Origin of the sequence: Pseudomonas sp. GCM10022186, assembly GCF_042656385.1 — a bacterium.
Taxonomy (GTDB): Bacteria; Pseudomonadota; Gammaproteobacteria; order Pseudomonadales; family Pseudomonadaceae; genus Metapseudomonas.
Genome location: NZ_JBHSOU010000002.1, coordinates 503,793 through 519,230 on the forward strand (window position 1 = coordinate 503,793; position 15,438 = coordinate 519,230).

Annotated in this window: 15 protein-coding genes; 11 read left to right on the forward strand and 4 right to left on the reverse strand. The window is 61.3% G+C overall.

Features of this window, described 5'->3' with window-relative positions:
* Nucleotides 1–147: 147 nt before the first annotated feature.
* Both ACFPU0_RS02990 and ACFPU0_RS02995 read right to left on the reverse strand, forming a co-directional pair.
* Complete coding sequence (locus tag ACFPU0_RS02990; RefSeq protein WP_377691289.1) at nucleotides 148–876, reverse strand: NYN domain-containing protein; 729 nt, start codon at nucleotides 874–876, stop codon at nucleotides 148–150.
* Nucleotides 877–1,716: 840 nt separating this feature from the next.
* On the reverse strand, nucleotides 1,717–2,211 hold the full coding sequence (locus tag ACFPU0_RS02995; RefSeq protein WP_377691290.1) for a copper chaperone PCu(A)C: 495 nt from the start codon (nucleotides 2,209–2,211) through the stop codon (nucleotides 1,717–1,719).
* Between the two features lie 229 nt (nucleotides 2,212–2,440).
* Here ACFPU0_RS02995 and ACFPU0_RS03000 point away from each other — a divergent pair, with 229 nt between their 5' ends.
* From ACFPU0_RS03000 to ACFPU0_RS03040, 9 genes are all read left to right on the forward strand, one after another.
* Nucleotides 2,441–3,055 carry a TlpA family protein disulfide reductase gene (locus tag ACFPU0_RS03000; RefSeq protein ID WP_377691291.1) on the forward strand — a complete coding sequence of 205 codons (615 nt, stop codon included), beginning with the start codon at nucleotides 2,441–2,443 and terminating at the stop codon, nucleotides 3,053–3,055.
* A 6-nt stretch (nucleotides 3,056–3,061) separates the two neighbouring features.
* Nucleotides 3,062–3,805 carry a cytochrome c biogenesis CcdA family protein gene (locus ACFPU0_RS03005; RefSeq protein ID WP_377691292.1) on the forward strand — a complete coding sequence of 248 codons (744 nt, stop codon included), beginning with the start codon at nucleotides 3,062–3,064 and terminating at the stop codon, nucleotides 3,803–3,805.
* A gap of 365 nt (nucleotides 3,806–4,170) precedes the next feature.
* Nucleotides 4,171–4,575 carry a MerR family transcriptional regulator gene (locus ACFPU0_RS03010; protein WP_377691293.1) on the forward strand — a complete coding sequence of 135 codons (405 nt, stop codon included), beginning with the start codon at nucleotides 4,171–4,173 and terminating at the stop codon, nucleotides 4,573–4,575.
* 104 nt (nucleotides 4,576–4,679) lie between these two features.
* Complete coding sequence (locus ACFPU0_RS03015) at nucleotides 4,680–5,021, forward strand: hypothetical protein (protein WP_377691294.1); 342 nt, start codon at nucleotides 4,680–4,682, stop codon at nucleotides 5,019–5,021.
* A gap of 98 nt (nucleotides 5,022–5,119) precedes the next feature.
* Nucleotides 5,120–6,376, forward strand: a complete 1,257-nt coding sequence (locus ACFPU0_RS03020; RefSeq protein ID WP_377691295.1) for a TolC family protein — start codon at nucleotides 5,120–5,122, stop codon at nucleotides 6,374–6,376.
* On the forward strand, nucleotides 6,373–7,854 hold the full coding sequence (locus ACFPU0_RS03025; RefSeq protein ID WP_377691296.1) for an efflux RND transporter periplasmic adaptor subunit: 1,482 nt from the start codon (nucleotides 6,373–6,375) through the stop codon (nucleotides 7,852–7,854). The genes ACFPU0_RS03020 and ACFPU0_RS03025 overlap by 4 nt, the downstream gene beginning before the upstream one ends.
* The gene (locus ACFPU0_RS03030; protein WP_377691297.1) at nucleotides 7,851–11,009 is read left to right on the forward strand and encodes an efflux RND transporter permease subunit; all 3,159 of its coding nucleotides are present in this window, start codon (nucleotides 7,851–7,853) and stop codon (nucleotides 11,007–11,009) included. Before ACFPU0_RS03025 ends, ACFPU0_RS03030 begins: the two co-directional genes overlap by 4 nt.
* Nucleotides 11,006–11,371: a copper-binding protein gene (locus ACFPU0_RS03035; protein WP_377691298.1), complete on the forward strand. Its 366-nt coding sequence runs from the start codon at nucleotides 11,006–11,008 to the stop codon at nucleotides 11,369–11,371. Before ACFPU0_RS03030 ends, ACFPU0_RS03035 begins: the two co-directional genes overlap by 4 nt.
* A 211-nt stretch (nucleotides 11,372–11,582) precedes the next feature.
* Nucleotides 11,583–12,488: a F510_1955 family glycosylhydrolase gene (locus tag ACFPU0_RS03040; RefSeq protein WP_377691299.1), complete on the forward strand. Its 906-nt coding sequence runs from the start codon at nucleotides 11,583–11,585 to the stop codon at nucleotides 12,486–12,488.
* Between the two features lie 109 nt (nucleotides 12,489–12,597).
* Here ACFPU0_RS03040 and ACFPU0_RS03045 read toward each other — a convergent pair whose 3' ends face one another.
* On the reverse strand, nucleotides 12,598–12,870 hold the full coding sequence (locus tag ACFPU0_RS03045) for a hypothetical protein (RefSeq protein WP_377691300.1): 273 nt from the start codon (nucleotides 12,868–12,870) through the stop codon (nucleotides 12,598–12,600).
* A gap of 267 nt (nucleotides 12,871–13,137) precedes the next feature.
* On the opposite strand from ACFPU0_RS03045, the gene ACFPU0_RS03050 reads away from it, so the two are divergent.
* On the forward strand, nucleotides 13,138–13,350 hold the full coding sequence (locus ACFPU0_RS03050) for a GDCCVxC domain-containing (seleno)protein (RefSeq protein WP_377691301.1): 213 nt from the start codon (nucleotides 13,138–13,140) through the stop codon (nucleotides 13,348–13,350).
* Nucleotides 13,351–13,830: 480 nt separating this feature from the next.
* A complete protein-coding gene (locus ACFPU0_RS03055) occupies nucleotides 13,831–14,292 on the forward strand; it encodes an antitoxin Xre/MbcA/ParS toxin-binding domain-containing protein (RefSeq protein ID WP_377691302.1) in 462 nt (153 codons plus the stop codon).
* A gap of 77 nt (nucleotides 14,293–14,369) precedes the next feature.
* Here ACFPU0_RS03055 and ACFPU0_RS03060 read toward each other — a convergent pair whose 3' ends face one another.
* Nucleotides 14,370–15,353 (reverse strand): hypothetical protein, encoded by a 984-nt coding sequence (locus ACFPU0_RS03060; RefSeq protein WP_377691303.1) that lies wholly within the window; start codon nucleotides 15,351–15,353, stop codon nucleotides 14,370–14,372.
* Nucleotides 15,354–15,438 lie beyond the last annotated feature (85 nt).

The window sequence follows — 15,438 nt, forward strand, 5'->3', positions numbered from 1 at the left end:
TTTGACCGATTTGCCACCCTTTAGACGCCAGGGCCGCAAAAATGTCACGGCACATTATAGATGTAGCGCCCAAAACTCAAGTTATCCACAGGCTTAGCGGACCACCTGAAGGATGTCCGGCAAGGTAAGGAACCAGCCGGCGAATAATCAGGCAGATCCCGCTTGTGCCGCGGCGCCTCTAGGCGCAGGTTTTGGGCAGGTTGAGCGTAGGCCATCAATGTGTTCCATCAGGCCTTCAGGGATGCTCTGCCACATGGGGTCGAGTATGAAGTCAATTCCTTCGCGGCGCGCCATCTTGGCGGCTGGCACGAAGTCCGCGTCTCCTGCGATCAGTACGATTTGATCGACTTGCTTCTTGAATGAAAGCGACGCCACATCCACACCGATGCGCATGTCGACACCCTTTTGCTTGGTGTCGATACGAACATCTTCACCAGTCAGGTCAGCGACTTGAATTTGGCCTTTGAGAAGCTGGGCGATCTTGTCCGGCTTGATCGTCCACTTGATGTCCTTGGATAGGTGGCCCATTCGTAAGGCCAGCTTTCGCTTCGTACGCAATCGATTGTGCAACTCAGTCCTGAAAATCGCCTCCTTGGACTGAGAGAAGTCGACGGCCTGCCGCGTTATCGGGTTGTGATGCTTGATCATCAGCGGTGGGCAATCGTAGAAGAAGATGCGATAGAGGTCCCGTCGATGGGCCTTACTGCGTCCTTCCGCACGCTGCTGGCCGTTCTGCCTAATCGCACTAGTCAGGTGGGCAGTCGCCCATCGATGAACCAGGTCGGCAGCACGCTCCGCGTTATATGCATTGTCTGGCTCGATCTGACGGAAGCGTTTGATGAAGTACGCACCATCGACAAGGATCGCTGTTGGCATTCCCTACCTCCAGATAGCAAAACGCCCAAGGGTTCGGCACGTCCTGGATGGGATGGACGGCTTACAGCCATGGGCGAGATGCCGCGGAGACTAGTCAGGTGGGCTGACCTAGTCAAGTACCGCGTCCATTAAATGGGGCGAGCCGCAAGGAATACGGTGTTAACGGTATAACAATACTCACCGTTTTAGGCCACAAGGTTTTGATATTCCGATTTAACCTAACTGACTTGTAATCAGTAGGTCCCGGGGTCGATTCCTGGTGCCGGAACGATCTAAATCAAGGCCCGCAGCGATGTGGGCCTTTTTTGTTTCTGCTTCCGGCTAGCGCCAGGCTAGCACCAGCTCCGAATCTAATGCTCGCGGAGCTGCCTTCACGCCTCCAGAGCTGTCCGCCCAATCAGCGCAATCAACTCCAGATCGATGAGCACCACGACGAGGCCAACGTCATCCTGCGAAATTTGCACTCCACTTGACCACCTGATTGCATCGGTACTGACCTTTCGTTTGCATTGGGTCTGACCACTGAGGGCATCGGATTTGACCAGCACGCTTAGCAACCATGATCGGCAGAGCGCTGCGCATTGCTGTAGTGGCGCCAGGCAAAAATCGGCCACAAGCGGCAGTTAGCCAGTGCCGAACTGGTAGCGCCCAGAGGACCTCTTTACTCCGAAACCTGCCTGGTGAATCGCAGTGTTCCGGGGCGATTGAGACGCCCCCATTGTCGCTCTGGTCGATCAGCAACCTACGCCAAGGATCATGCCTCAGGCTTTGGGCGCTCGTCTGCCTACTGCCAAGCTGCTAAATTACACCCTTTGCGACTCAAACCGACTTTATGCCACCTCAAACCACCTGGAATGTCACGGGCAAGCGCGCCCCCTCCGCGAAGAGCAGCGTTATGTTCACCCGTTCGCCGATGGCGAGCGGCACGAGGCGCTTCATGAGCATGAGGTGATAGCCGCCCGGCGCAAAGTCGACCGTTTCGCCTGGCCCCACTTCAAGCTGCAACACGGGCTCCATGCCGGCCATGCCATCCTTCTCAGTGCTCTGATGCATCATCGCGCGCTCGAAAGCAGCGCTCTGAGCCCCCACCAAGATGACGGACTGCTTGCTGACATTACTCAGGCTGAAATATCCCCCCGCCGGCAGATCGCCAGGCAGAAGCCGCAGTCGGGCGTCCGTCACTTCAAGGTCGGCGGCCCCAACCACCGCAGAAAAGATAAGTAGGAAGAGCCCGCCTAGCTGGCATGGACCTACTTGCCAGAATTTCTTCTCCACGCGCTCCATAAACGCCCCTCTTAGCATTGGAACAGGCAGCGAGATCGTCTTGAACTCCATGCATTCAGTATCGCACCGTTCCAATTGGCCTCTTACGTTGCCGTACGTGCGCCCCCTCAGCTTTTGAGGGCTTGGTTGGGTAGCTAGCTGGCAGCATCCTGACAACACCCGGAGCTCACTGGTGCCGGCCGATACGGCGGTGTCCCTTGGAGGCCGTGAACTACGATTACTACAAGGCCCCGAGAGGCTCCACTTGGCTTGGAGGCTGGGATTGACGGAGGTGCCTTCCATGGAACCACATGGCGTCAGCCCATCCCGGCAGACAATGCCCATTGGTGGGGCGAAGGGCACTATTTGGGTCTGGACCTGGGGATTGGCGCTCGCGGGGCTCCTCGCCCTTGCGCTACCGGCCATCAGCCACGCCGCTGAGACTGATACCCGCGCCGGCTTGACGATCTGGCCCGAGCCAAGGCCAGTGGCGGAGGTCCAGTTCGTCGATGGCGCGGGCAAACCGCATACCTTGGCCGACTTCAAGGGCAAGGTCGTGCTACTCAACCTCTGGGCGACCTGGTGCGCCCCCTGCCGCCAGGAAATGCCGACCCTGGATCGCTTGCAGGCGCAGCTCGGCGGTCCCGATTTTCAGGTCCTGGCGCTGTCCATCGACCTGGACGGGGTGCGAGTCGTACGCGACTTCTATCGCGAGGTCGGCATCCGGCACCTGGGCATCTATATCGATGAGAATGCGTCGGCGATTTCACAACTCGGGGCGTTTGGCCTACCGGCCACCCTGCTGCTGGATCGTGAGGGCCGGGAACTGGGGCGCAAGCTCGGCGAAGCCACCTGGGATAGTCCGGAGGTCGTCGCGTACCTTCGGGAAGTGATTGCGTCGAGCAGGAGGCAATAGGCGGTCATGAGCCTGGGTGGCATTGGTATCCTCAGCGCCTTCGCGGCGGGCATGATCTCTTTCCTATCCCCCTGTGTGCTGCCGCTGGTACCCGGTTACCTGTCCTATGTCGCTGGTCGCTCAGTCGACGAGTTGCAGGAGCTGGAGGGCCGGCGCGAGCGGCTGGCGGTGCTGGGCATGAGCCTAAGTTTCGTGCTCGGCTTCGCCACGGTCTTCATCGCTCTGGGAGCCAGCGCCACGGCCATCAGCCGGTTGTTGCTGGCATACCGGCAGGAAGCCAACCTGGTCGGCGGCCTGATCGTGATTGCGTTCGGACTGTTTATCACCGGCCTGATTCACCCGCGCTGGCTACAGATGGATGTGCGCTTCGTCCATCAGCTGAAGTCCACGGGCGGGCCACTGGCGGCCTATGTGCTCGGCCTCGCCTTTGCCTTCGGCTGGACCCCCTGCATCGGCCCGATCCTGGGCAGCATTCTGACCCTGAGCGCCTCCCGGGGCTCCGCCGGTGCCAACGGCATCACCCTGCTGTCCATCTACTCGCTGGGCCTGGGCCTGCCGTTCCTGCTGACCGCACTGTTCACCAACCATTTCCTGGCCCACCTGAAACGACTTCGGCAGTGGAGCCGGACCATTCACCTGACAGCCGGGGTAATTCTGATCCTCATGGGCCTGGCGATGGTCACCGGTCAGCTCACAGCCCTTGCCTACTGGCTGCTGGAGCTGTTCCCGGCGCTGGGGGGAATTGGCTGATCCTGGGGCGACGGTCAGCGTCCGCCCCACGCTTATGGCTGAAATCCGGGGTCGCCATCACTCCCCAGCACCGCACCCTCTAGATCGTCTGCGTAACCTCACCGCTGATTTCAGCAAGCACTTGACCTTGCCCCGACGGCAAGGTCCACCTTGATAGCTGAGTCTAAGGAAGTTGGCACCGATCCTGCCGCTGCAGAGTCTTACCGTGGCGGGGGCCGTTCGGCCGAAGTTTTTTGATTTGGGCGGCATGATCGGCCCGGTAAGGAAAAAGGCGGGGTCCGTAGTGAGCTGTTTTTTGCGGTTCTGATGAACTGCCAATTCACCACGAAGAGATTTCACCCGGAGCCTCTGAGCGGGAGGACATCATGCAAATTGGCGATGCAGCAAAAGCAAGCGGCCTGTCCACGCGGATGATCCGCTACTACGAACGCATTGACCTGATCCCATTCTCAGAGCGCTCGCCGACTGGCTATCGTGTTTACCAGGAGAGCGACGTACAGCTCATGCGCGTTATTCACCATGCCCGGGACTTGGGGTTCTCCTTGGAGCAGGTCCGCACCCTGCTGGCCTTGTGGCGGAATCGGACGCAACCCGACCATCAGGTGCGGGCAATCGCACAAGACTACCTCGAAGCACTGCAGACACGCATTGCGGCGCTACAGGCTACTCGGGATGCCTTGATATACCTGGCCGAGCATTGCGACGACCCGGGGTGTCCCCAATCACCAGCGATGACTGACCCAGCTGCCTCTGCGCTCGTGCATAGTTGATCGTTTATAAAGACGTGCTCAGCTATGGCAAATATGTACAAACAGTACGTCTCCTTACAGAGCCGTAATTGTGCGGCCACTTGTCAGCGACTAGACTGCCCCGCATGAAACGCTACCTGCGGCTGTGTCTTCTCCTCCTGATCAGCTTCACGCTTCCGCTTAGCGGGATGGCGGGCGTACAGTCGCCCTCGGAGCCTTGCCCGATGAAGACAGCAGGCATGGCGAAGATGGTCGACATGGACCAGGACTGCTGTGACGACATGGGCGGACCGTCCGACCATGGCAAACCGTGCAAACCTGGCCTGGAATGCAAGACCGCCAGTGTCCTGCAGGTGACGTACGTGAAGCCTGCAAGCAATCTTTCTTCCCCCATCGCGGCAACCGACGTCAGCGACTTCCTGCCTGAAGAAGCCCCTTCCGGGGTTTGGCGACCACCCCGCGCTTGATTCCTGTTCCCCGTTGACTGCCGTTCCGCTTATGCGGCGCGGTTGGCCTGCGTGCGCGCTTGGGCGTGGCGCAGCGGAAAACTACAGGAATCGTGACGATGAACCCCACACGCTATTGCACCGGTGGGCCCGTTGTGGCCGCCCTGGTGGCGTCGGTGCTGGCTTTGCCGAGCCTGGCCGCCGACCTGACCCTCGATGAAGCCTTGCGCCTGGCCGAGGACAATGCCCCGTCGCTGACGGCGCAGACGGCCAAGTTGCAGGCCGCCAGCAGTGACGCCATTCCCGCTGGCGAGTTGCCCGACCCGAAGCTATTGCTCGGGGTGCAAAACTACCCCGTCGGCGGCCCGGATCGCTGGAGCATCGACCAGGACTTCATGACCATGCAGATGGTCGGGGTCATGCAGGAAATGCCCAACCGCGACAAGCGCCGGGCCCGCACGGAGGTGGCCGAGGCCGCCGTCGAGCGCGCCGAGGCGGAACGCCGCGTCGTACGTCTGAAGGTGCGCCAGGCCGCTGCGCTGGCCTGGATCGGCCGCCATACCGTGGAGCGCAAGCAAGCGCTGTTCGAGGCGTTTTTCCGGGAGAACCGCCTGCTGGCCGCGACCGTGCGGGCGCAGATAGCCGGGGGACGGGCACCGGCTGCGGATGCCGTCACCGCCAAGCAGGAGGCGGCCGACCTGACTGAACGTCAAGATGAATTGGCCAGCCAGCAAACCCAAGCCCGCGCCGCCCTGCGCCGCTGGATCGGCCCGGCCGCCGATGAGCCGCTGGCCGGCGACCTGCCAACCTGGCCGATCGCTGCCTCGGGTTACGCCCACAAGCTGCAAGTACATCCCGAATTGACGGCCTTCGCGCCCATCACCCGCGAGGCGGAGGCCAAGGTGCGTGAGGCCGAGGCGGAGAAGCAATCCGATTGGAGTTGGGAAGTCGACTACCAGCGCCGTGGTCGCGAGTTCGGCGACATGGTGAGCGTGCAGTTCACCTTCGACTTGCCGCTGTTTCCCGGCTCCCGGCAGAACCCCAAGATCGCTGCCCGCCACGCCGAGCTGAACCAGGTGGAAGCTGAGCGTGAAGCGCTCACCCGTGAGCATGCCGAGCAATTGGAAGCGGACCTGGCCGAATACCAGCGCCTGGACCGGGCCGTCCGCCGCAGCCAAGACAGTTTGCTGCCCTTGGCCCAGGAAAAGGTCGACCTGACCACAGCCAGTTACCGCGCCGGTACCGGCGAGCTGGCGCCCGTCATCGCCGCCCGCCGCGAACAGATCGAAGCGCGCCTCAAGCAGGTTGACCTCGAAGGCCAGCGGGCCCTGACCAGCGCCAAGCTCTACTTCACATACGGGGAGACTCACCCATGACCACGCGTATCTGGACCGGACTGGTCCTGACAGGCCTGTCCGTGGCGCTCGGGGCCGCCGGTGGCTACTGGTTCGCTCAACGCCCCACGACCGCGATGCCGGCCGCCAGCGCCGAAGCCCAATCCGCACCGCAGGACGAGCGCAAGGTGTTGTACTGGTACGACCCGATGTACCCGCAGCAGAAGTTCGACAAACCGGGCAAGTCGCCCTTCATGGACATGGAGTTGGTGCCGCAGTATGCCGGCGCCGCCGCGGACAGCGCGACCATCAGCATTGACCCCAGCCTGACCCAGAACATCGGCCTGCGGCTGGCCGCCGTCAGCCGCGGTCCGCTGGCCAACAGCCTGGAAGTGGTCGGCGTACTGGCCTTCAACGAACGCGAGGTCGCCGTGGTGCAAGCGCGCGCCGCCGGCTTCGTCGAACGGGTCTATGCCCGCGCGCCGGGCGACGTACTCCAGGCCGGGGCGCCCCTGGTGGACCTGCTGATCCCGGATTGGGCCGCCGCCCAGGAAGAGTTCCTTGCCCTGAAGCACAGCGGTGATGCCGGCCTGCTGGCCGCCGCCCGCCAGCGTCTGCGCCTGCTCGGCATGCCATCGGCGCTGATCCGCCAGGTGGAACGCAGCGGTAAGCCGCAAGCGGTCCTGACCCTGGGCAGCCCCATCGGCGGTGTGGTGCAGGAATTGGATGTGCGCACCGGCATGACGGTCGCAGAAGGCGCCACCCTGGCCCGGGTCAACGGCCTGAGCAGCGTCTGGCTTAGCCTGGCGGTTCCGGAAGCCGAGGCCGGAGCCATTGCCCAGGGCCAGGCAGTCGAGGCGCAACTGCCCGCCTTCCCAGGGGAAGTGCTAGCGGGGACGGTCGACGCCATCCTGCCGGAAACCAATCCGGACAGCCGCACGCTGCGGGTGCGAGTGGAATTGCCCAATGCGGATGGCCGTTTGCGGCCCGGCATGACGGCGCAGGTCCGCCTGAACCGGTCCACGTCGCAGAACGTGCTGTGGCTGCCCAGCGAAGCCGTCATTCGCACCGGCCGGCGAGCCTTGGTGATGGTCGCCGAAGACGGTGGGCGCTACCGGCCGGTAGAAGTCCGCCTCGGGCCGGAGAGCGGCGGCAAGACGGTGGTGACCCAAGGGCTCACCGAAGGCCAGCAGGTGGTCGCCTCGGGGCAGTTCCTGCTCGATTCCGAAGCCAGCCTCAAAGGCCTGACCGCTGCCGCCGTGGAGGCCCCGATGGCCGAAGCGCCAGTGCCACTGCATGAAGCCGAAGGCAAGGTCATGGCCATCGACAACGCCGGGGTGACCCTGGCCCACGGGCGCTTCAAGACCTTGGGCATGCCCGGCATGACCATGACCTTCCCGCTCGCCGATCCGGCCCTGATGGTCGGTATCAAGGCCGGCGACAAGGTCCGCGTGGCGGTGCGCCAGACCGACGCGGGCCTGCTGGTCGAGCGCCTGGAAAAACTCGGAGGCCAGCCATGATCGCCGCACTGATTCGCTGGTCGGTGGCCAACCGTTTTCTGGTCATACTGGCCACACTGTTCGCCACTGCCTGGGGCATCTGGTCGGTGCAGAGCACGCCGATCGACGCGCTGCCGGACCTCTCCGACGTCCAGGTGATCATCCGCACGCCTTACCCGGGCCAGGCCCCGCAGATTGTCGAGAACCAGGTCACCTATCCGCTGGCCACCACCATGCTCTCGGTCCCGGGGGCAAAGACAGTGCGGGGGTATTCGTTCTTCGGCGACAGCTTCGTCTACGTGATCTTCGAGAACGGCACCGATCTGTATTGGGCCCGCTCGCGGGTGCTGGAGTACCTCAGCCAGGTCCAGGGGCGCCTGCCGGCCACCGCGAAACCCTCTCTGGGGCCGGACGCCACCGGGGTCGGCTGGATCTTCCAGTACGCCCTGGTGGACCGCAGTGGCGGGCACGACCTGGCGCAGCTGCGCGCGCTGCAGGACTGGTTCCTCAAGTTCGAGCTGAAGACCCTGCCCAATGTCGCCGAAGTGGCCACCGTAGGCGGCATGGTCAAGCAGTACCAGGTGCAACTCGATCCGGTCCGCCTGGCCAGCCTGGGTATCACCCAGGACGCGGTGATCGAGGCCATCGGCAAGGCTAACCAGGAAACCGGCGGCGCCGTGATCACTCTGGCCGAAGCCGAGTTCATGGTGCGCGCCTCGGGTTACCTGAAGACCCTTGACGACTTCCGCGCCGTACCGCTCAGGCTCAGCACCGGCGGCGTGCCGATCACCCTCGGTGATGTGGCGACCATCCAGCAGGGGCCGGAAATGCGCCGTGGTATCAGCGAGCTCGACGGCGAGGGTGAGACGGTCGGTGGCGTGGTGATCCTGCGCAGCGGCAAGAACGCCCGCGAGACCATCGCCGCCGTCAAGGCCAAGCTGGGCGAACTGCAGAAGAGCCTGCCGGCCGGGGTGGAACTGGTCACCACCTACGACCGCAGCGGGTTGATCGATCGCGCGGTAGAAAACCTCAGTCACAAGCTGCTGGAAGAGTTCCTCGTGGTCGCCCTGGTCTGCGCGGTGTTCCTCTGGCATCTGCGTTCCTCGCTGGTGGCGATCATCTCCTTGCCGATCGGGGTGCTGATCGCCTTCATCGTCATGCGGCAGCAGGGGATCAACGCCAACATCATGTCCTTGGGCGGGATCGCCATCGCCATCGGCGCCATGGTGGACGCCGCCGTGGTGATGATCGAGAACGCCCACAAGAAGATCGAGGCGTGGCATCGGGCCCACCCTGGCGAGACACTGAAGGGCGAGCACCACTGGCACGTGATGACCGACGCCGCCGCCGAGGTCGGGCCGGCGTTGTTCTTCTGCCTGCTGATCATCACCCTATCGTTCATCCCGGTGTTCACCCTGGAGGCCCAAGAGGGTCGGCTGTTTGGCCCGCTGGCCTTTACCAAGACCTATGCCATGGCCGCCGCCGCCGGGCTGTCGGTGACCCTGGTGCCAGTGCTGATGGGCTACTGGATTCGTGGGCATATCCCCAAGGAGGAACAGAACCCGCTGAGCCGCTGGCTGATCCGACTCTACCAACCCGCGCTGGACCAGGTGCTGCGCCATCCCAAGATCACCATGACGGCCGCCGTCCTGATCTTCCTGAGCGCCCTGTGGCCGATCTCGCGACTGGGTGGCGAGTTCCTCCCGCCGCTGGACGAGGGCGATCTGCTCTACATGCCCTCGGCGCTGCCGGGCTTGTCGGCACAAAAGGCCAGCCAGTTGCTGCAAATCACCGATCGGCTGATCAAGACGGTACCGGAAGTCGAACACGTCTTCGGCAAAGCCGGCCGCGCCGAAACCGCGACCGACCCGGCGCCCCTGGAGATGTTCGAAACCACCATCCAGTTCAAGCCGCGCGAGCTATGGCGGCCTGGCATGACCCCGGAAAAGCTGGTGGAGGAACTGGACCGGGTGGTGAAGGTGCCGGGGCTGACCAATATCTGGATTCCGCCGATCCGCAACCGCATCGACATGCTCGCCACCGGCATCAAGAGCCCGATCGGGGTCAAGGTCGCCGGCCCCAATCTGGCGGATATCGATGCCGCCACCCAGGCGGTCGAGCGTGCCGCCAAGACCGTGCCCGGCGTCAGCTCGGCGCTGGCCGAACGCCTCACCGGCGGGCGCTACATCGATGTCGACATCGACCGTCAGGATGCCGCGCGCTATGGGTTGAACATCGCCGACGTGCAGTCGATCGTGGCCAGCGCCATCGGCGGCGAGACCATTGGTGAAACCGTCGAGGGCCTGGCGCGCTTCCCGATCAGCGTGCGCTACCCCCGGGAGTGGCGTGATTCGGTCGAGGCCCTGGAGCAACTGCCGATCTACACACCCCAGGGCAGCCAGATCACCCTGGGCACCGTGGCGCGCATCCGGGTCAATGAAGGCCCGCCCATGCTGAAAAGCGAGAATGCGCGGCCGTCCGGCTGGGTCTACATCGACGTGCGTGGTCGCGATATTGCCTCGGTGGTGGCCGACCTGCGCCAGGTGGTCAGTGAGCAGGTCAAGCTGCAACCGGGCATGAGCCTTGCCTACTCGGGGCAGTTCGAATTTCTCGAACGCGCCAACGCACGGCTCAAGCTGGTGGTACCCGCGACGCTGCTGATCATCTTCGTCCTGCTCTACCTGACCTTCGCGCGCTTCGACGAGGCCTTCCTGATCATGGCCACGCTGCCCTTCGCCCTCACCGGCGGGGTGTGGTTCCTCTACCTGCTCGGCTACAACCTGTCGGTGGCCACCGGCGTCGGCTTCATCGCCCTGGCCGGGGTCGCCGCCGAGTTCGGCGTGATCATGCTGCTCTACCTGAAGAACGCTTGGGCCGAGCGCGAGGACAACGGCGACGCCACCGAGCGCGGCCTGGTCGCGGCGATCCGCGAAGGCGCCGTGCTGCGCGTGCGGCCCAAGGCGATGACGGTGGCGGTGATCATCGCCGGCCTGCTGCCGATCCTCTGGGGCAGCGGCACCGGCAGCGAGATCATGAGCCGCATCGCCGCGCCGATGGTCGGTGGCATGGTCACCGCGCCCCTGCTGTCCCTGTTCGTCCTGCCGGCGGCCTACCGCCTGATGCGCCGCCGGCACCTCCGTTCCGTAACCCCCCTCCAGCAAGGAAAAACTGTATGAAGAACACCCTGATGGCTGTCTGCAGTGTTGTGGCTGTGATGTCCGTTACGGCGTTCGCCGAAGACATGCCGGGCATGAAGATGGAGGCCAAGACCATGGCGGGCATGCCAATGAAACAGGCGGCGAAACAGGCGCCCACCGCCCAGGCCACTGGCACGGTCAAGGCCATCGACATCCAGAAGCACGTGGTGACCCTCGCACACAGTGCCGTACCAGCACTGCACTGGCCGGCGATGACCATGGGCTTCAATGCCACAGCTGAGCAACTCGATGGGTTGAAGGTGGGCGACCGCGTGGCGTTCGAGTTCCGCGCCGACGGCATGGACGCGACCATCGTGTCGATCGCGCCGATGCAGCAATAGCGGCGGGAATGGCGGGTGCGACGTGCCGCAGGGGATGTCGCGCCGGCCCTTCAAGTGACGGGCGCACCTTGCAGATGTGCATCCGTCCGGTCTTGGAGCAGGTGATCTGCATGCCAGTCTCTTGCGCGTCGCCTTTGGTCAGGAGGTTGGCCCTCGGCGCCTGAAACAGGCGCCTCTTTTGACATGGATTGCTAATTAAGGAGGACTGACGATGTCACTGAAGCAGATGCTCCGCCGAGCGCTTCCGCTCGGCTTACTGGCCGCCGTCACCCTGCTCAGCGCCTGCGGTGACGCGGCGATCACCCTGATGCATGTGCACGGCTTGGCTTTCAGCCCGGACGGTCAGCAGCTGTCCATTCCCAGCCACCATGGGCTGGCGATCTACAGCGCCGGACACTGGAGCAAGGCTGCCGGACCGGAACACGACTACATGGGCTATGCCGTGACCCGCCGGGCAATCTACAGCAGTGGCCACCCGGCCGAGGGCAGCGGGTTGACCAACCCCTTCGGCGTGATCAAGAGCAGCGATGACGGCCGTACCTGGCAGCAATTGGGTCTGCAGGGCGAGTCGGACTTTCACCTGCTGGCCAGTGGATTCGAGAACGGCGCCATCTATGTCTTCAATGGCCATCCGAACTCGCGCATGAGCGCCCCCGGGTTGTACTTCAGCCTGAACGAGGGCGTCGATTGGCAACGCGCAGGCGCGCAAGGGATCACCGAGGCGCCCGTCGCGCTGGCCGTGCATCCGACCGACAGCAAGACGGTCGCAATGACGACCAACGCCGGCTTGTACCTGTCGCGGGATGCCGGCGAGCACTTCCAGGCCCTCGCCCAAGGCGAACAGGCTTTGGGGCTCGCCTTCAGCCTGGACGGCAACAGCCTGTGGTTCGGCAGTTATGGCAAGGTGGCGAAGTTGTCGAAAGTGGAGATCGCGACTGGCAAGGTCACCTCACTCGGCATGCCCGAGCTGCAAGAGGATGGCGTCGCCTACCTGGCGCAGAACCCGACTCAGCCGCAGGAGTGGGCGATGGCTACCTTCAAGCGCGACGTCTACCTGTCACAAGATGGCGGCAAGTCCTGGCGTGCGATTGCCAAGGCCGGCCAGACGCTGGAATGACCCCGCAATTGGCCGCACCCGCTGACAGGTAGCGACTCGGTAGCTGGAGGGGGACTCGCAATGACCCCGCGCTACCCGAGCGGGCCAGCGAGACGACAGGCTCAGGGCGCTACTGCGCCTTGCTGCCGTCCTTCGGAGCCTCCTGGCCCGCGTGTTTGTCCATGTGTTCCATCATGGCGTTGCAGTTTTTCATCATGGTGGACATCTCCTGCATCATGTCCATCATCGGCATCTGCTTGCCGTCCATCATGTGCATGTCCTCACCCGTCGTTGTGGAGGAACTGCTTTGAGCGGGAGCTTTGGCCTCTTCGGTAAAGCCCGCGGACGCAACTCCCAGGGCGAGGAAGGCAGCAAGGGTGGTGTAGGTGATGGCGTTACGCATGTCGGCACTCCTGTTCCTAGACCTTGCTTTCTGGTGGGCTCCGGGCAAACGACAGTTGGTTGGTAATTGGGAGGGTCGACAAGTTTTGTGGCCCGCTCGTACAGTCACCTGCTCCTTTGCCACGCCCAGCTCTGAGGGAGAGACAGCATCTTGGTTACGACTCACTGCTGGTCCTATCTCTCGTCTGCCAAGATGGACCTTGCCATTGGGGCAAGGTCAAGCATCAGTTCTTCCCCGATCCAGCCACTTGGCGGAAATGAGGCCTGATTGAACCCTGTGGTTCTTGAGTCGGGGCTGACTTGCCCGCACTGCGACTACGCGAAGCAGGAATCCATGCCAACGGAAACCTGCCAGTACTACTATGACTGCACCACCTGCAAGGCGTTGTTGCGTCCAAGGACAGGTGACTGCTGCGTGTTCTGGTCGTTCGGGTCGGTGAAATGCCCGACTGTTCAACAGCAGCGTGGGCGCTGCAGTTAGTCTTGTGACAGCAAAAGTTTGCGAGCAGCCCACAGGGCGATGAGGGGCAAAACCAGCAGCACCGAAGCCTCGCCGCGAAACCTAGTCTACTGATCTCTGGCACCTCATCACTGATCTGACCAGCCAAGGGCGTGCTACGACCAGAAGCACGCATCCCAGAGATAGATCGCTCCGAACCTACTCCCTGCCTAATCACTCCTTGGTGAGATCGGCTTCCTGCTGAATCGCCATCAGCACTCTGGCATCGATGTTATGCTCAACCAACTGCCCATGAGCTTCCTCTCCCGGCGAATTCACCGGTGATGAAATCTGGTACACGCGGCCCCGATGGGGCCGTTAGAGCCTAGCTGTATGGCAGCTTAGGGCACAGGCACTGAAGATATCCACAGCCTCAGCGACGCTTCGAATCGGTCGAGTGGGTGATCTGAAATAGCTGGGGATCTTCCAGGCTGATTAGCGTTATCCACAACTGAGAACGTGATGCCTACCGCCGCCCAATCAGACCAACGCCTCCCGACCGCTGATCCTCTTGAGCTCCTGATCGGCCGAGAGCGCATTGGTAATCCACTCGAAATCTTTCAGCTGATCGAGACCGGCATTCCGATTACAAATGCCGTGCGGGCTCTATCTGAGCTCGATTTGATGGGAAATCAGCAGGTTCTGTCCAAGATCATTGGTATGTCACAAAGAGCGCTTTTGAGAAGAGCTCAGTTTGCCGACAAAGCACTGAATCCCACGCTGAGCAGCCGCCTACTCACCTTCGTTAAAATTCTGAGACAGGCAGAATTGGTGTTTGGCACAAGGCAACGGGCGACAAAGTGGATAACTGAACCAGCACTTGGACTGGAAAAATATCCACCGATTGACCTGCTCACCAATCCACAAGGGGCCGAGATTGTTTGGGATTTTCTGGCTCGGATTGAGTACGGCGTTTATCAATAGCGCCGGTTTGAGCTTCCCTTTCCATCGTGAAATCAATATTAACTTAGCGCCGCAGGTACCCATCCACACCAACAGAATTATTCTGGCTTCCACCCAGTAACGACATATATTGGGTTTTCAACATGAGGGCTGCCTGATATGTACGTACCCCACGTACTCTCAACAGATCGCGTTCCAGCAGATACGTCTCCTAGACAGCCGACAAACTCAGAAAAATCTGAAAAAAGAGCTAAGATCGTATCGGTCATATAAGAGCCCATCACAGCCATGTAGGCGGGACCTTGTCGTACAAACCAGTCAAAATCAAAATCCACATCAGATCTGATTTGAGGAGGTAGACGACTTTCATATAGAGCACCAATCCTTCTTGGCACAGGCAACGCCTCAGCCCCATCCCGCTTTAGGCGGAGCAGAATAGCTTCATACGCCGCAGAGCTATTAATATGGAGTCCGTAGCTAAAAATATCCGACAGTAGTCTAGATACATTTAACTCAAATTCATCTTCATTATGAATCACGTCACCTTCAAGAAGTGATTTGCCGCAGTCACATCGATTCCATAATAGGCCAAAGTTACGACCTTTCAAATTGAAAGGCTTTCCACAAAATTGGCACTGCCTAGATAAAACTACGTTGTGAACCGCACAAACATTTGAGTCGGACTGATGGCTACGTCGCCAATAACAAAAACCAAGTTTATCGATATCGCTTTTAACGCACTCAAGGCACAAACCGATATCTTCGCGCCTTATAAAACAATCCAACTCGAAATTATTGTCACACCCGTAGTATTTTCCTGAATACGCCTGATCTGTATCCCCCTTTATGAAAGTTGTTTCAAAGTAGCACGTATGCAAATGAAGCAACTTATTGAAACCGTAGCAACCCTCCCAACCAATAGCTGAAGCGACTGCCTTGATATCTGACGTGCCCCAGCGATTCGAACTACTTTCAAGTTTGAGCTTAAAGGGATTGTTGATCAGAAACTCTTTCTGAAAGACGTGCCGATTTCTGGATAGAAATGAATCCAGTGCTTCATCGTGTTGAATTTTGAGCAGCATTTTTTTAAGCGAGAGAGAGCTCAATGCCGGGAGCCGCGCTAAGAGCTCGGTATGTGGGATGTGGATAAATACAGCGAGGACGCGT

Coding starts and splice junctions, on each gene's coding strand:
- ACFPU0_RS02990 (WP_377691289.1), bottom strand. CDS start 876: ATGCCAACAGCGATCCTTGTCGATGGTGCGTACTTCATCAAACGCTTC.
- ACFPU0_RS02995 (WP_377691290.1), bottom strand. CDS start 2,211: ATGGAGTTCAAGACGATCTCGCTGCCTGTTCCAATGCTAAGAGGGGCG.
- ACFPU0_RS03000 (WP_377691291.1), top strand. CDS start 2,441: ATGGAACCACATGGCGTCAGCCCATCCCGGCAGACAATGCCCATTGGT.
- ACFPU0_RS03005 (WP_377691292.1), top strand. CDS start 3,062: ATGAGCCTGGGTGGCATTGGTATCCTCAGCGCCTTCGCGGCGGGCATG.
- ACFPU0_RS03010 (WP_377691293.1), top strand. CDS start 4,171: ATGCAAATTGGCGATGCAGCAAAAGCAAGCGGCCTGTCCACGCGGATG.
- ACFPU0_RS03015 (WP_377691294.1), top strand. CDS start 4,680: ATGAAACGCTACCTGCGGCTGTGTCTTCTCCTCCTGATCAGCTTCACG.
- ACFPU0_RS03020 (WP_377691295.1), top strand. CDS start 5,120: ATGAACCCCACACGCTATTGCACCGGTGGGCCCGTTGTGGCCGCCCTG.
- ACFPU0_RS03025 (WP_377691296.1), top strand. CDS start 6,373: ATGACCACGCGTATCTGGACCGGACTGGTCCTGACAGGCCTGTCCGTG.
- ACFPU0_RS03030 (WP_377691297.1), top strand. CDS start 7,851: ATGATCGCCGCACTGATTCGCTGGTCGGTGGCCAACCGTTTTCTGGTC.
- ACFPU0_RS03035 (WP_377691298.1), top strand. CDS start 11,006: ATGAAGAACACCCTGATGGCTGTCTGCAGTGTTGTGGCTGTGATGTCC.
- ACFPU0_RS03040 (WP_377691299.1), top strand. CDS start 11,583: ATGTCACTGAAGCAGATGCTCCGCCGAGCGCTTCCGCTCGGCTTACTG.
- ACFPU0_RS03045 (WP_377691300.1), bottom strand. CDS start 12,870: ATGCGTAACGCCATCACCTACACCACCCTTGCTGCCTTCCTCGCCCTG.
- ACFPU0_RS03055 (WP_377691302.1), top strand. CDS start 13,831: ATGCCTACCGCCGCCCAATCAGACCAACGCCTCCCGACCGCTGATCCT.
- ACFPU0_RS03060 (WP_377691303.1), bottom strand. CDS start 15,353: ATGCTGCTCAAAATTCAACACGATGAAGCACTGGATTCATTTCTATCC.